Annotated in this window: 13 protein-coding genes; 5 read left to right on the forward strand and 8 right to left on the reverse strand. The window is 63.7% G+C overall.

The window, feature by feature from the left end; all coding sequences use genetic code 11:
* Positions 1–88 precede the first annotated feature (88 nt).
* From tfpB to CTATCC11996_RS13360, 5 genes are all read right to left on the reverse strand, one after another.
* On the reverse strand, positions 89–1,891 hold the full coding sequence (tfpB, locus tag CTATCC11996_RS13340) for a type IV pilus assembly ATPase TfpB (protein WP_003076890.1): 1,803 nt from the start codon (positions 1,889–1,891) through the stop codon (positions 89–91).
* A gap of 114 nt (positions 1,892–2,005) precedes the next feature.
* A complete protein-coding gene (locus CTATCC11996_RS13345; protein ID WP_034349146.1) occupies positions 2,006–2,368 on the reverse strand; it encodes a FlxA-like family protein in 363 nt (120 codons plus the stop codon).
* Between the two features lie 67 nt (positions 2,369–2,435).
* On the reverse strand, positions 2,436–3,299 hold the full coding sequence (locus CTATCC11996_RS13350; protein WP_003076896.1) for a spermine/spermidine synthase domain-containing protein: 864 nt from the start codon (positions 3,297–3,299) through the stop codon (positions 2,436–2,438).
* 15 nt (positions 3,300–3,314) lie between these two features.
* Positions 3,315–3,851 (reverse strand): DNA-deoxyinosine glycosylase, encoded by a 537-nt coding sequence (locus CTATCC11996_RS13355; protein ID WP_003076899.1) that lies wholly within the window; start codon positions 3,849–3,851, stop codon positions 3,315–3,317.
* Positions 3,852–3,951: 100 nt separating this feature from the next.
* A complete protein-coding gene (locus CTATCC11996_RS13360) occupies positions 3,952–4,773 on the reverse strand; it encodes a TatD family hydrolase (protein ID WP_034349151.1) in 822 nt (273 codons plus the stop codon).
* A gap of 169 nt (positions 4,774–4,942) precedes the next feature.
* On the opposite strand from CTATCC11996_RS13360, the gene CTATCC11996_RS13365 reads away from it, so the two are divergent.
* Positions 4,943–6,367, forward strand: coding sequence for a methyl-accepting chemotaxis protein (locus CTATCC11996_RS13365; protein ID WP_003076906.1), 1,425 nt, complete (start codon positions 4,943–4,945; stop codon positions 6,365–6,367).
* Between the two features lie 88 nt (positions 6,368–6,455).
* Here the strand turns inward: CTATCC11996_RS13365 and lolD are convergent, their stop codons facing one another.
* The 3 genes from lolD to CTATCC11996_RS13380 form a co-directional block, all read right to left on the reverse strand.
* Positions 6,456–7,145 carry a lipoprotein-releasing ABC transporter ATP-binding protein LolD gene (lolD, locus tag CTATCC11996_RS13370; RefSeq protein WP_003076908.1) on the reverse strand — a complete coding sequence of 230 codons (690 nt, stop codon included), beginning with the start codon at positions 7,143–7,145 and terminating at the stop codon, positions 6,456–6,458.
* Complete coding sequence (locus tag CTATCC11996_RS13375; protein WP_003076911.1) at positions 7,138–8,391, reverse strand: lipoprotein-releasing ABC transporter permease subunit; 1,254 nt, start codon at positions 8,389–8,391, stop codon at positions 7,138–7,140. Before CTATCC11996_RS13375 ends, lolD begins: the two co-directional genes overlap by 8 nt.
* 76 nt (positions 8,392–8,467) lie before the next feature.
* Positions 8,468–8,938 (reverse strand): MarR family winged helix-turn-helix transcriptional regulator, encoded by a 471-nt coding sequence (locus CTATCC11996_RS13380; protein WP_034349153.1) that lies wholly within the window; start codon positions 8,936–8,938, stop codon positions 8,468–8,470.
* Between the two features lie 160 nt (positions 8,939–9,098).
* On the opposite strand from CTATCC11996_RS13380, the gene CTATCC11996_RS13385 reads away from it, so the two are divergent.
* From CTATCC11996_RS13385 to recJ, 4 genes are read left to right on the forward strand one after another with little or no spacing between them, the layout of a single operon-like run.
* On the forward strand, positions 9,099–10,100 hold the full coding sequence (locus CTATCC11996_RS13385) for a Bug family tripartite tricarboxylate transporter substrate binding protein (protein WP_003076918.1): 1,002 nt from the start codon (positions 9,099–9,101) through the stop codon (positions 10,098–10,100).
* Positions 10,097–11,470 carry a sulfatase family protein gene (locus tag CTATCC11996_RS13390; protein WP_003076920.1) on the forward strand — a complete coding sequence of 458 codons (1,374 nt, stop codon included), beginning with the start codon at positions 10,097–10,099 and terminating at the stop codon, positions 11,468–11,470. Before CTATCC11996_RS13385 ends, CTATCC11996_RS13390 begins: the two co-directional genes overlap by 4 nt.
* Positions 11,471–11,522: 52 nt before the next feature.
* The gene (locus tag CTATCC11996_RS13395) at positions 11,523–12,494 is read left to right on the forward strand and encodes a hypothetical protein (RefSeq protein WP_003076923.1); all 972 of its coding nucleotides are present in this window, start codon (positions 11,523–11,525) and stop codon (positions 12,492–12,494) included.
* Positions 12,491–14,230, forward strand: a complete 1,740-nt coding sequence (gene recJ / locus CTATCC11996_RS13400) for a single-stranded-DNA-specific exonuclease RecJ (protein ID WP_003076925.1) — start codon at positions 12,491–12,493, stop codon at positions 14,228–14,230. The genes CTATCC11996_RS13395 and recJ overlap by 4 nt, the downstream gene beginning before the upstream one ends.
* Positions 14,231–14,471 lie beyond the last annotated feature (241 nt).

The following is a 14,471-nucleotide window of genomic DNA, read 5'->3' on the forward strand; positions in this document are numbered from 1 at the left end:
TTTGTACACATTTACCGCATTCAATCCAGACCAGTACCGCCCTTTTTCTACTACGCAAAAAAAGAAGCAAGCACTTGCACCTTTACTTTCAGATTTCGCTCATCAGCGGCGTGCAGGCCAGCACTTCAGGCAAGGTGGTCACACCTTCTGCCACCCGCAAAGCCCCTGCCAGACGCAGAGGACGCATGCCGTCCTGCACTGCCTGACGGCGCAGAACGTCCATGGATGGAGCATCGTGAATCTGCTTCTTGAGGGCCTCGGTCACCATCAGCAGCTCGTACAGACCCATGCGGCCGCGGTAGCCTGTCATGCGGCAGTCCTCACAACCCATGGGTTTGTAGGGCTGGTAACTGCCGGTCAGCTTCCAGGGCCTGACCGACTCGGCCAGATCCTCGGGCTTTGCGTCTTCATCGCGCACCTTGCAGCTTGAGCACAGCGTACGCACCAGACGCTGGGCCAGCACACCCAGCAATGTGGCGTTGATCAGATACGAAGGCACGCCCAGCTCCATCAGGCGGCTGACGGCGCTGGGAGCATCGTTGGTATGCAGCGTGGAGAAAACCAGATGGCCGGTCAGTGCAGCCTGCACAGCCATCTCGGCAGTGGCCAGATCACGGATTTCGCCCACCATGATGATGTCCGGGTCCTGACGCATCAGCGCGCGCAGGCCTTCGGTGAAGCCGAAGTCGAGCTGGGGCTGAACCTGGGTCTGATTGAAGCTGGGCTCGATCATTTCGATGGGGTCTTCCACCGTGCTGACATTGACCTCCTCGGTCGCCACACGCTTGAGCGTGGAGTACAGCGTGGTGGTCTTGCCCGAGCCCGTGGGGCCGGTGACCAGGATGATGCCGTGCGGACGCTTGACCAGGTCTTCCCAACGCTGGGCGTCATGGGCACTGAATCCCAGCGCATCCAGGTTCTTGACCGTGTTCTCCGGATCGAAGATGCGCATCACCATCTTCTCTCCAAACGCCGTGGGCAAGGTGGACAAACGCATTTCCACCTCCTCGCCGCGCGGGTTGCGCGTCTTGATGCGACCGTCCAGCGGGCGGCGCTTTTCCACCACATCCATGCGCCCCAGCAGCTTGACGCGCGCCACCATGGCGTTCAGCACGCCCATGGGCATCTGGTAGACCGGATGCAGAACGCCATCGATGCGAAAGCGGATAACGCCCTGCTCGCGCCTGGGCTCCAGATGGATGTCGCTGGCGCGCTGGTCGAAGGCATACTGCCACAGCCAGTCCACCACGCGCACCACGCCCTGGTCGTTGGCGTCGAGTTGCTTGTTGCTCTTGCCCAGCTCCACCAACTGCTCGAAGCTCGCGCCGCCGCTCGCCCCGCCTGCCTTCTCGGCCGCACGCACGGACTTGGCCAGAGCAAAGAACTCGGCCGTATAGCGCTTGATGTCCTGCGGATTGGCCACCACGCAGCGCACGCTGCGCTGCGACTGCCGCTCGACCTCGCTGACCCAGTCCGTGATGAAGGGCTCGGCCGTGGCGATCACCACCTCCTTGGCCGTCACCTGCACGGGCAGCACCTTATGGCGCTCGGCATAGCTGGCGCTCATGACATCGCCAACGCGGCCCACATCCACGCGCAGCGGGTCGATGCGCAGATAGGCCAGGCCGCTGCGCTGGGCCAGGTACTGGGTCAGGGTTTCCAGATCCAGCGGCTGGCGCGTGCGCGCGCCGACGACGCCCACATTGGCCAGGCGCACCAGCGGCGGCTGCGCGCTTTCTGCGGCCGAGCAGCGCGCGACCGTGCGCTCGGCCTCCTGCGCCGTGATCACAGCGTCTTCCTGCAGCCACTGCACCAGCTTGCGCCAGTCCAGCGGACCCTGGTATTGAGCAGGCTTGATGGACTGGGGCAGAAGGGATTCAGTCAATGACATGGGCGGCAATGGCAACAAAACTGCCTTGACTGTACCGCCATCGGCCCATGCACCCGATCAGGACGGTGCATAAGAGACCGGTGAGGGCCTTTTATCCCCTTTGTCTGATGCAGCTCAGGCGTATTCGTCCAGCAGACCGCCCAGCCCGCCCTGACCCGGATTGCTGCGACTTCTGCTCTGCACCGCTTCCTCCTGCTTTGGCTGGACGGCTTCGGTGCCACGCTGAGCAGCCTGCTGGGCTTGCTGCGCCTGCTGATTCTGCAAGGCCTCGATCTGTGCCTGCAGCATCTGGATCTTGGTCTGCAGCAACTGCGCCCGCTGCTCCTTGGTCTTGGCATCAGCGTCGCTGTTGGCAACTTCTTTGAGTTCGTTGGTGGCATCCTTGATCTGCCTTTGCAGCTGCTGGATACGCGATGCCGCGCCGGCCCCCGAAGAGGCTGAGCCGGCAGAACTGGAGGAGATGGCACTGATCGTCATGACCATATCATCGGCAGAAAACCGCCGCCCTTAAGGCCGACACCATCAATTTACTCAGGCTTTGCAATCATTCGGCTGTACCCCGGCCGATTCGGACAACCTTGGCTTTAGCCGTCTTGCTGCCGGCCTCGGCATCACGGGCCGGCACGAACACCTTGGCCCAACGCGTGGTGTTCAGGTCCCAGCGGGCCTGCACCTGGTCACAGGCCAGATCCAGCTCAGCGCCCTGCAGAACACGTGGTGTGCGCTGTGCCAGCACCACGGTATTGCCTTCGCGTGTGGGGCGGAAGGCCCAGAGCGCGTCCTCGCCAAAGGCCTGGGCCATCTGGTCCAGGCTTTTGTCAAAGCTTGAGGAGCGGCCAAAGAGGTTGACGGTCATGATGCCGTCCTCGGTCAGAAGATTGCGGCAATCGGCATAGAACTCTGCGCTGTCGAGAACGGGAGCAGCCGCCTCATGGTCATAGAGGTCGACTGCCAGTGCGTCAACCGTGCCCTGCCATTCGGTCTTTTTGATCTCCTGGGCTGCATCGGCCAGCACCACCTGCAGCGTGCTGCTGTCGGGAGGCAGCTTGAACCAGCTTCGGCACACGGCCAGCACCTGAGGGTTGAGCTCGACGGCCGTGGTCTTCATGCGCAGCTTCTTGTGGCAGAACTTGGTGATGGCGGCAGCCCCCAGACCCAGTTGCATGGCGTGCATCCGGGGTACTTCGGCAGGCTCGGCAAACAGCAGCCAGCCCATCATGCGCTGCACATACTCCAGGTCGATATCAAAAGGGTCGCGAATGCGCATGGAGCCCTGCACCCAGGGCGTACCCAGATGCAGATAGCGGATATCGCCATCGTCGGAGACGCTGACTTCGGGCAGCTCCTGCACGCTGGTCACATTCTTGTCTTGCGCGGATTTGGCACCGCCACGGGTTTTACGGATCACGTTTCACACCAATCTTCAAAGCAGGCCATTGGCCGCTAGCGCATGGTGCCAGGCCTGCAGTTTTTTATCGAAAGACCAGCTGGCATTGGCCGGGCTGGTCGATGGCAGCTTGAGCGCCGTCAGCCCCAACGCCTCGGTTTGGCGGGCATGCTTGTAGCTCTCGCCGCCGTTGTGCAATGCCAGCTGCAGATCAGGACAGCGCTGGCGCAGCCCGGCAAAGTCGTTGACCTGGGCGCAGCGAATGGCGCTGTCCAGACTGCCCTCGCGCTCGCAGCTTGCATACACATCCCACAGGCCCAGGCCACGCTCCAGCAACCACTCACAGCGGCCCGCGTAGTCGGCGCGCGGCGGCTGCGGATGCCGGGGCCACAAGGCCTGCAGCAAAGGCCAGAACTGGTTTTGCGGATGGGCATAGTACTGCGCCAGCTGCAGCGATTTCAGGCCCGGGAAACTGCCCAGCACCAGTGCCCGCGTGCGCGCATCGGCCACCGCCGCCAGCCCCTGCCAGCGCGGGCCTGTCTCTGTCACGGTGGCAGAAGAATCCTCGGTCATGCCCTATTGTCGCCCAGCCATGCTTGGCATGGCCCTTGGGCTGATATTCGAAAAAATGAGCAACCGCCACTTGCCCTTCAACGGCCAGCTGCTGTTTTGCCTACAAGAATGCCGGCAGGCCTGAAAGCGCTGCGCGTGCATTGGCCGTGCTGGCCTGCGCCAGCTGCTCAATGCCCATGCCGCGCAGCCGCGCAATCTCCGCGGCAATGCGCGGCAGCTCGGCGGAGCTGTTGCGCCCCTGAGGCTGGCCGGCCGCGCGCTGCTCGGCCGTGGAGTAGAGCCAGTGCGGCGGAATATCGGGAGCATCGGTTTCCAGCACCAGCGCCTCCAGCGGCAGGCAGGCCGCCAGCTCGCGCAGCTTGAGCGCGCGCTCATAGGTGATGGCGCCGCCAAAGCCCAGCTTGAAGCCCAGATCGATAAAGGCCTGCGCCTGCTGGGCGCTGCCGTTGAAAGCATGAGCTATGCCACCCGCAACCCGGTGCTGGCGCAAGGTCTTGAGCAGACGATCGCTGCTCTTGCGCACATGCAGGATGACGGGTAGCTCGAACTCGCGTGCCAGCCGGATCTGCTGCTCGTAAAACCAGATCTGGCGCTGCTCGTCGAGTCCGGGGACAAAGAAGTCGAGTCCTATCTCGCCCACCGCCACCAGATGCGGGTCGCTGCGCTGCTGGCTCAGCAACTCGCGCAGGGCCGCGATATCGGAATCCTGCGCGCCGGGCGTGTAGAGCGGATGAATGCCCAGCGCATAGCTGTCGCCATGGCGATGGGCAAGCGCAATCACGTCCTGCCAGTGGCTGCGCTGCACGGCAGGAATAACCAGATGCGTAACGCCTGCAGCCTGCGCAGCAGCGCGCACGGCATCTCTGTCAGGTGCGAACTCGGGCGCATCCAGATGGCAATGGGTATCTATCCAGGTTGGCATCCACACATCATGCATCGGCTGGGCAGCTTGCGCAGTCCGGACTCGGCCAATGACACGTCAAGTGACTACAGACAGTTTCCAGTCTTGTCCTACGATTCACACATTGAAACAAATAAAACATTAAGCAACTTTACCCACTGCCCTGCGCTATCGGCCAAAGGAGCAAGTTATGACGGGACTTCTGCAAAGCAAGCTCTGGCAACGCCTGAGCCAAAGTCATCAGCGCGCCGATATGCAGGGCAAACTGGCCGCGCTGGATCAGGTGCAGGCCGTGATCGAGTTTGATCTGCAAGGTCACGTGCTGACGGCCAATGACAACTTTCTGCGCACCATGGGCTATAGCGCCGAGGAGATCATCGGCCAGCATCACCGCATGTTTGTAGACGAGGAGACCCGAGCCTCTGCCGAGTACTCCCAGTTCTGGCAGCGCCTGGCAGCAGGCCTGCATGACAGCGGACGCTACCGCCGCATCAACAGCCAGGGCGAGGATGTGTGGCTGCAGGCCAGCTACAACCCGATCTTCGACAGCCAGGGCCAGCCGCGCAAAGTCATCAAGTACGCAACCGACATCACCGAGCAGCAGCAGCATGAAGACGATGCCCGCGGCCAGCTCAAAGCCATTGCCAAAGTGCAGGCCATCATCGAGTTCGATCTGAACGGCAACATCCTCACAGCCAACGATCTGTTCCTGCAGACCATGGGCTACTCCCTCGCCGAAGTCGTGGGCAGACACCACAGCATGTTCGTCCAGCCGCACGAGCGCCAATCCCCGGCCTATCAGCATTTCTGGCACAAGCTGGCCCTGGGCCATCACGATGCCGGCCAGTATCTGCGCATAGGCAAAGCCGGCCGCCAGGTCTGGATCGAAGCCAGCTACAACCCCATACTCGACGCCGAAGGCCGACCCTTCAAGGTCGTCAAGTTCGCCACCAACATCACACGCCGCGTGACCGCAGCGCAAACCCTGCGCGCCACGGTGGAAGGCCTGACCGAAAGCGCCAACCATGCTCGCCAGGCCAACGAGCTGGCCCAGGAAGCCTGCAGCGTGGCCGAGGCCGGCGGCCGCACCGTACAGGATGTGGTGAGCACCATGGAATCGATCAGCGCCAGCTCGCGCAAGATCAGCGACATCATCGGCATGATGGACTCCATCGCCTTCCAGACCAATCTGCTGGCGCTCAACGCTGCAGTGGAAGCGGCCCGCGCCGGCGACCAGGGACGCGGCTTTGCCGTGGTGGCCAATGAGGTGCGCCAACTGGCCCAGCACAGCGCCGAAGCCGCCAAGGAGATCAAGCAGCTGATCCAGACCTCAGTCACCCAGGTCACCCAGGGGGTGAGCCAGGTGCGCGAAGCCGGCACCACCATGGCCGAGATCGTGAACTCCTCGCGCCAGGTCACACAGATCATGGGCGAGGTGGTGCAGACCTCGCTGGCCCAGTCCGCCAGGCTGCGCGAGGTCACCGACGATCTGACGGCGCAGGATGTTTCGGCCAACCATGGCTCGGTCAAGCCGCGCCCTGCCGTGCCGCTGCAGGCTTCGGCCCGAGAGCAGGCCACGATCGCCATCCGGAACGCGGCGGTCGGCGCTTATTGAAAAGGGAAAAGCGCCCCAGGCACTTCATGAAAAAGGCCCGGCGCTGCACAGGCAGCGACCGGGCCTTTGCCCGTCTGCAGGCAGTAGGTCAGGCCAGTTGCCCCTGCCCCAGCCTGACCATGCGATCGCAACGCGCCGCCAGGCCCTCGTCATGCGTGACCATCACAAAGGCCGTGCCATGGCTGCGCGCCAGCTCCAGCATCAGCGCAAACACCGTATCGGCCGTGCCGCGGTCCAGATTGCCCGTGGGCTCGTCGGCCAGCACACAGGCCGGACGCGTGACCAGGGCGCGCGCAATCGCCACGCGCTGACGCTCCCCGCCCGAGAGCTCGGCTGGGCGATGCGCCATGCGCTGGCCCAGACCCACGGCACGCAGCATCTCGGCCGCACGGTCCATGCAGTCCTCCCTGGCGTCGCGGCGAATGCGCAGCGGCATGGCCACGTTCTCCTGGGCCGAGAACTCGGCCAGCAGATGGTGGAACTGGTAGATGAAGCCCAGATGCCGGTTGCGCAGCGCGCCCTGCTTTTGCGCACTGAGCTGGTGCAGGGGCTGGCCCATGAGGCTGACGCTGCCGGTGGTGGGCGCATCAAGCCCGCCGAGCAAATGCAGCAAGGTGGACTTGCCCGAGCCCGAGGCGCCGACAATCGCCAGCGTCTCGCCCGCCTGAACCTGCAGATCCACTCCCTGCAGCACGGTCACATCCAGCTTGCCTTCGGCAAAGCGCTTGGTCAGGCCGCGTGCTTCCAGCACGCTCCGGTCCATCACAACATCATTCATAACGCAGTGCCTCCGCAGGGTTCACGCGGCTGGCACGCCAGCTGGGGTAGATCGTGGCCACAAAAGAAAGAATCAGGGAAATCACGGCAATCGGCACGATGTCCGTGGACTGCGGCTCGCTGGGCATCTTGCTGATCAGGTAGATGTCCTTGGGCAGGAAGTTGGCATGCAGCGCCTGCTCTATGGCCGGCACGATGACATCGATATTGAAGGCAATCGCCAGCCCCAGCGCCAGGCCGGCCAAGGTGCCGATGACGCCGACCATGGCGCCCTGCACCATGAAGATACCCATGATGGACGAGGGCGAGGCCCCCAGGGTGCGCAGGATGGCAATGTCGGCACGCTTGTCCTGCACGCTCATCACTAGGGTGGACACCAGATTGAAAGCCGCCACGGCCACGATCAGGGTCAGGATGATGAACATCATGCGTTTTTCAAGCTGCACGGCGGCAAACCAGGTCTTGTTCTGCTGCGTCCAGTCACGGATGAACAAGCGATCCGTCAAGGTGTCCGCCAGTTCATGCGCCACGCGCGGCGCCTCGTGCAGATCCTTGAGCTTGAGGCGAATGCCGGTCGGCCCTTCCAGGCGGAAGATGCGCTGCGCATCCTCGTAATGCATCATCACCAGCGCCGAGTCATATTCGTAGTGGCCGGAATCGAAGGTGCCGGCCACCGTCATCTGCTTCATGCGCGGCAGCACGCCGGCCGGAGTGACCTGTCCGCTGGGCGCGATCAGCGTGATCACATCGCCCTCGCTCACACCGAGACTGCGCGCCAGCTCGATGCCGAGCACCACCTTGAACTCGCCGGGCACCAGACGCTTGAGCACCTCGCCGCTGGTGGCCGCCAGATCGGTCACCTCGCCCTCACGCGCCGGATCGATACCGCGCACCAGGGCGCCTTTCATATCCTCGCCGCGCGCCAGCAATGCCTGAGCCGCCACAAAAGGCGCGGCCCCCACCACATCGGGGTTGGCTCTGGCCTCGCGCATGGTGCGCTCCACATCAGGCAAAGGTGCACCCTGCGGGGCGTAGATTTCCACATGGGAGACGACGCTGAGCATGCGATCACGCACTTCCTTCTGGAAGCCGTTCATCACGCTCAGCACAATGATCAGCGCCGCCACGCCCAGCGCAATGCCAAGCATGGAGACACCCGAGATAAAGGAGATGAAGCCATTGCGGCGTGTGGCGCGCCCTGCACGGGTATAGCGCCAGCCCACGGCCAGTTCGTAGGGAAATTGCATGTTGCCAGCATTGTGGCATTGCCGGTAATGCCCTGTCGGCGGCGCCAGCCTTATGCAATCTGACTGCCCGCCCCCTCTATCGGGGCGGCCTGCTGCGCCCTATGCGCGGCAGATCCGCGTATTGCTCCTGCTGCTCCAGCGTCACCGCATGGGACTGGAGCTTGGCCAGCAGACCGTCAAACAAGGCCAGCTCTTCATCGCTGAGGACAGACACGATGTCGGCATGAATCTTGACCATTTCGGGAAGGATCACACCGTACATGCGCCGTCCCTCATCGGTCAGATACATGGCCACGCGCCGGCGGTCTCCGTCCAGAGGTTTGCGCAGCACCCAGCCTTTTTCCTCCAGGCCACTGAGCGCCCGCGAGGTGCGCGCCCTGTCCAGTTGCACCTTCTGCGCCAGCTCGGATGACAGCAGACCCTCCTCCGTCGCCAGCGTCGCCATCACTCCCCATTCACGACGCGTGAGGCCGAAGCGGGCCTCGCACATGCGCATGGCCATGCCGCCCGCCACACCGAAGAAGCGGCTGATGCGAAACAGCAGCATCTGCTGAATGGAGGTGGGCTGTCGGGTATTCACGGGGATGAGTTGATTAGATCAATTGTGGAAGTCACTTCTACAGTGGGCATTCCCAATACAGAGACAAAAGGGAGTGCTGGGGATTTTCGCAAATGCCGGCTCTTCCCTCAGACAAGAGAGTGATTCCATGGCTCGCCTGACTGCACCCCGCCGCCTTCTCCAAACCAGCCTGGCTCTGCTGCTGGGCTGCTCCACCTTCGCCTCTATGGCCCAATCTGCCGATGGCGCCGCCGTCGCCGCCTGGCCTCACAAGCCAGTTCGGCTGATAGCAGCCTTCGCTCCCGGAGGGGCTGTGGACATACTGGCACGCGGTGTCGGAGAAGTGCTTCAGCGCGAAACCAAGCAGCCCTTCGTTGTTGAAAACCGTACCGGCGCTGGCGGCAATATAGGCGCCGATTACGTCGCCAAGGCTGCCGCCGACGGATACACCATGCTGATCGGCCTGGACACGAGCTTCACGGTCAACCCGCTGATCTACAAAAGCATGCCGTTCAAGAATGGCGACCTGCGTCCCGTCATGGTGTTCGCCTCGCAAGGCATGCTGATGGCTGTCAGCCCCAAAACCAATATCAAGACGCTGGAGCAGTTCATCGCCCGCGGCAATGACAAGGGCCTGACCCTGGGGTCCGCCGGCTATGGAACCCCCGGCCATCTTGCCTCCAGCATCCTGACCTACGCCACCGGGGCCAAGGTCAACCATGTGCCCTACAAAGGCAATGCACCTGCCACGCTGGCGATGCTCTCGGGCGAGGTGGACGGCGGCGTCATCAGCTCCACCGCCATGCTGCCCCATGTGAACACTGGAAAGATCACGGCGCTGGCCGTGACCACGGCCCAGCGCAACCCCTTGCTGCCGGAAGTCCCATCGGTGACCGAACTGGGACACAAGGAGCTGCAGCAGGAAGTGCTTTTCGCTGCCTGGGTACCCAGCAGCACACCTGAGCCGCTGGTGCAGAAAATCCAGGCACACCTCGAAAAGGCCATGAAGGACGGCACATTGCGTGAACGCATGCGTGTCAACGACATGGTCTACGAAGGGCTGACAGGCGATGCGGCCGTCAAGCGCATTCAAGCCCTGGCCGACCGCTACCGGGTACTGGCCCAGGCCACCGGCATGAAGATGGAATGAGCGCTTGCGCCAGCCATCAGCCCCATGACAACGACCCGTATTTCATGACTCGTCCCAACATCATCTTTATCGTCGCCGACGATCTCGGCTATGCCGATCTGGGCTGCTACGGCGGCCGCGATGCCGAGTTCGGTCCGGTATCCCCGGTGCTCGACCGCCTGGCCGCCAACGGCCTCAGGCTCACCCAGGGCTATGCCAATTCACCCGTGTGCTCGCCCACGCGTTTTGCCTTGGCCACGGCCCGCTATCAATACCGCTTGCGCGGTGCGGCCGAGGAGCCCATCAACAGCAAGACGCGCGGCACCCCGCTGGGCGCCAGGCTGGGTCTTCCGCCCGAGGTCCCCACCGTCGCCTCGCTGCTCAAGGGCGCGGGCTACCGCACGGCACTGATAGGCAAATGGCATCTGGGCTACCCTCCCCACTTCGGTCCGCTGCGCTCGGGCTATGAGGAATACTTCGGCCCCATGTCGGGCGGCGTGGACTACTTCACCCATCTGAGCAGCTCGGGACAGCACGATCTGTGGGTGGGCGAAGAGGAGCACCACGACGAAGGCTATCTGACCGACCTGCTATCCCTGCGCAGCGTGGACTTCGTCAACCGCATGAGCGAGGGCAACTCCCCCTTCTTCCTGAGCCTTCACTACACGGCGCCGCACTGGCCCTGGGAAACCCGTGATGACCGTGAGACTGCCAAGCAGTTGGGGGCTGGCATCACGCATCTGGCGGGAGGCAATATTCATCAGTACCGCCGCATGATTCATCACATGGATGAGGGCATAGGCTGGATCGTCGAAGCACTGCGCAAGAACGGCCAGCTCGACAACACGCTGATCGTCTTCACCAGCGACAACGGCGGCGAGCGCTTTTCGGACAGCTGGCCTCTCGTGGGCGGAAAGATGGACCTGACCGAAGGCGGCATCCGCGTGCCCTGGATCGCCCACTGGCCTGCCGTGATCGAGGCCCATCGCAGCAGCACCCAGCCATGCATGACCATGGACTGGTCGGCCACGGTGCTGGATGCAGCCGGTGTGAGCGCCGATCCCGACTACCCACTGGACGGCGTCTCCCTGCTGCCCGTGCTGCGCACCGACGGAGCGGAGTTTGCCCGGCCGCTGTACTGGCGCATGCTCTACCGCAACCAGCGCGCTCTGCGCGAAGGCGAATGGAAATACCTGCGCGTGGAGGACAACGAATACCTGTTCAATCTGGCACAGGACGAGCGCGAGCGTGCCAATCTGGCCGGACAGCAGCCAGAGCGCCTGCAAGCCATGCGCCAGCGCTGGGACGACTGGAATGCCGGCATGCCCGCCATCGCCGATGATGCGAGCTATAGCCTGGTCTACACCCTGAAAAATATGCCTGCGAGGTGACAAAGCCCCTCGCACCATGCCCAGGCGACGGCCATGCCCGACAATAGCGCCCATGTCTTTGACCGCGCCTTTGCTGCCTGCCGCCCAAGCCCTGGGCACAGGCGCCTCCGAAATCATTGTTGCCTATGCCAGCGGCCCTGCCGACATTCCCCAGGCATGGGACGGTTTGCAACTCCCTCACCTGCAGGCCTTGCTGGCAACGCTGACGCCGACCACGCTGGTGCAGGGCGACGAGATGGACTTCTCTCCTCCGCATGAGCGCGCCCTGGCCCGTGGCATGCAACTGCCCGATACACCAGGGCTGATTCCCTGGGCTGCGCTGGCGGCTGGAGACAGCAGCCAGGCCTGTGCCTTCATCACGCCCTGCCACTGGCATATCACGCCGGACCAGGTCCATCAGACCGACCCGACCGGCGCGCCGCTGGACGAAGACGAATCCCGCCAGTTGCTGGCGCTGATCGCACCCTGGTTCAGCGACGACGGCATCACGCTGGAATATCTGCGCGCCGACCTCTGGCTGGCACGCGGTGCGGCCTTCAAGGGCCTGGCCACCGCATCGATGGACCGTGCGCTGGGCCGCGACGTGCGCCCCTGGATGCCCGACCCGATTCAGGGAGCCATCATTCAGCGTCTGCAGACCGAGCTGCAGATGCTACTCTACACCCATGTCTTCAACGACCGACGTTGCGAACGCGGCCTGCCGCCCATCAACTCCTTCTGGGTGCATGGCACGGGAGACCTCGCCAGCCTGCCTGCGGCGAACTCCCGAACCGTGTGCGTGGATGATCTGCGCCACACTGCGCTGCAAGGCAATGTGCAAGGCTGGCAGAAGGTCTGGCAGGCACTGGACAGCAGCCTGATCGCCGAGCTGCAGCAGCGGGCTGCCCGCGGAGAACCGGTCAAGCTCACGCTCTGCGGCGAGCGCAATGCCGTGCAATGGCAAAGCCAGCCACGCGGCCTGATGGACAGGATAAAGAGTGTTTTTGCCACGAAACGCTTGCCTGATCTGCGGGGAATGCTATGAAGATAATCCCCAGATCCATCCCCAACGACAGTGTCTCTGTACTGCTGCAGGCCAAGATTCATCCCTTGCTGGCCCAGCTCTATGCGGCGCGAGGTGTCTGCTCGGCCGACGAGCTGGACGATGCGCCGGCCCGGCTGCTGCCGCCCTCGGGCCTGCGCGGCATCGATGCCGCCGTGCAACTGCTGGCCGATGCCATAGCCGCGCAAAAGCGCCTGTGCATCGTCGCCGACTATGACTGCGATGGCGCAACCGCCTGCGCCGTGGGCCTGCGCGGCCTGCGCATGCTGGGCGCGGCCCATGCCGACTACCTCGTGCCCGACCGCGTGGTCGACGGCTACGGCCTCACCGCCCCCATCTCGCGCCGCGTCAAGGAGACCGGAGCCGACATGCTGATCACCGTGGACAACGGCATTGCCAGCGTTGAAGGCGTGGCCGTGGCCAAGGAGCTGGGCATGTCGGTCGTCGTGACCGACCACCATCTGCCGGGCGACCACCTGCCGCCAGCCGATGCCATCGTCAACCCCAACCAGCCGGGCTGCGAGTTCGCCAGCAAGTCCATGGCCGGCGTGGGTGTCATGTTCTATGTGCTGCTGGCCCTGCGCACCGAGCTGCGCAACCGCGGCCGCTTTGACCGCCACAACCAGCCCCGTCTTGAACAGTTGCTGCCGCTGGTCGCCCTGGGCACGGTGGCCGATGTGGTCAAGCTTGACGCCAATAACCGCCGCCTGGTGGCACTGGGCCTCAAGCAGATTCGCAAAGGCAGCATGCAGCCCGGCATACGCGCGCTGTTCGAGGCATCGGGCCGCCGCTTTGACATGGCCTCCACCATCGACTTCGGCTTTGCCCTGGGCCCGCGCATCAACGCGGCCGGTCGTCTTGCCGACATGACCATAGGCATCGAGTGCCTGACCACGGAAGATGTCAGCCGCGCCGACAATCTGGCGCGCATGCTGGACAGCATCAACCGCGAGCGCCGCGAGATCGAGGTCAGCATGCGTGAGCACGCCCTGCTCATGGCCGAAGGCCTGTGCGAGGACGGAATGACACCGCCACCGGCCATCAGCGTGTTCGACCCCGACTTTCACGAAGGCGTGGTCGGCGTGGTGGCCTCGCGCATCAAGGACAAGCTGCACCGGCCCACGTTTGTGTTTGCAGCCAGCGGCGCCCCGGGCAAGGAGCATGAGCTCAAGGGCTCTGGCCGCTCCATTCCAGGCTTTCATCTGCGCGATGCGCTGGACCTTGTCAGCAAGCGCCACCCCGGTCTGATACTGCGGTTTGGCGGCCACGCCATGGCGGCAGGCTGCACCATCACGGAAGCGCACTTTGACGAGTTCGAAAAGGCTTTTGCCCAGGTCGCCAGGGAATGGCTGGATGCCGCCACGCTGACGCGCAGATTGGAGACCGACGGGCCGCTTTCGCCCCAGTGGCTGGACACCGGCCTGATCGAACAAATGCAGCTGGCCGTCTGGGGCCAGGGCTTTGCCGCGCCGACTTTCAGCGAAGAGCTGGAAATCACCTCGCAGCGCCTGGTCGGCGAAAAGCATCTGAAGCTGGAGCTGCTGCACCATGGCTCCAAGATCGACGGCATCTGGTTCAACCACACCGACCCGCTGCCCGCGCGTACCACCCTGGCCTATCGCCTGGACATCAACGAATGGCGCGGCGAGCGCAAGGTGCAGTTTCTCGTGGAAGCCGCGCAGGACTTCGAGGGCGGTGCCGGCAACATGGGCTTCTGATCACCGCCCCAGCCAGGGAAGCCGCCACCGGGAACGCGGCGGCTGTACTCTGCGCGCCGAGCCCGATACTTAGAACTGCTCCCAGCTCTCGTCATCTGCGGTGCTTGCGACCGACCGGGTCCTGGGCCTGGCCTCCGTCAGCCTGGGGAGGGCTGCGACAGGCTGAGCCACGGGCTTGATCGTCGCTGGCACTTTCGCAAGCGATATGGGCGTGGCCGCAAAAGCCTCGGTACCGCGTCCC

The organism is Comamonas testosteroni ATCC 11996, assembly GCF_000241525.1.
In the GTDB taxonomy this organism is placed as follows: Bacteria; Pseudomonadota; Gammaproteobacteria; order Burkholderiales; family Burkholderiaceae_C; genus Comamonas; species Comamonas testosteroni.

Bases quoted from the DNA above. Each gene is read 5' to 3' on its own strand.
- tfpB (WP_003076890.1), bottom strand. From the start codon at position 1,891: ATGTCATTGACTGAATCCCTTCTGCCCCAGTCCATCAAGCCTGCTCAA.
- CTATCC11996_RS13345 (WP_034349146.1), bottom strand. From the start codon at position 2,368: ATGACGATCAGTGCCATCTCCTCCAGTTCTGCCGGCTCAGCCTCTTCG.
- CTATCC11996_RS13355 (WP_003076899.1), bottom strand. From the start codon at position 3,851: ATGACCGAGGATTCTTCTGCCACCGTGACAGAGACAGGCCCGCGCTGG.
- CTATCC11996_RS13360 (WP_034349151.1), bottom strand. From the start codon at position 4,773: ATGCCAACCTGGATAGATACCCATTGCCATCTGGATGCGCCCGAGTTC.
- CTATCC11996_RS13365 (WP_003076906.1), top strand. From the start codon at position 4,943: ATGACGGGACTTCTGCAAAGCAAGCTCTGGCAACGCCTGAGCCAAAGT.
- lolD (WP_003076908.1), bottom strand. From the start codon at position 7,145: ATGAATGATGTTGTGATGGACCGGAGCGTGCTGGAAGCACGCGGCCTG.
- CTATCC11996_RS13375 (WP_003076911.1), bottom strand. From the start codon at position 8,391: ATGCAATTTCCCTACGAACTGGCCGTGGGCTGGCGCTATACCCGTGCA.
- CTATCC11996_RS13380 (WP_034349153.1), bottom strand. From the start codon at position 8,938: ATGCTGCTGTTTCGCATCAGCCGCTTCTTCGGTGTGGCGGGCGGCATG.
- CTATCC11996_RS13385 (WP_003076918.1), top strand. From the start codon at position 9,099: ATGGCTCGCCTGACTGCACCCCGCCGCCTTCTCCAAACCAGCCTGGCT.
- CTATCC11996_RS13390 (WP_003076920.1), top strand. From the start codon at position 10,097: ATGAGCGCTTGCGCCAGCCATCAGCCCCATGACAACGACCCGTATTTC.
- CTATCC11996_RS13395 (WP_003076923.1), top strand. From the start codon at position 11,523: ATGTCTTTGACCGCGCCTTTGCTGCCTGCCGCCCAAGCCCTGGGCACA.
- recJ (WP_003076925.1), top strand. From the start codon at position 12,491: ATGAAGATAATCCCCAGATCCATCCCCAACGACAGTGTCTCTGTACTG.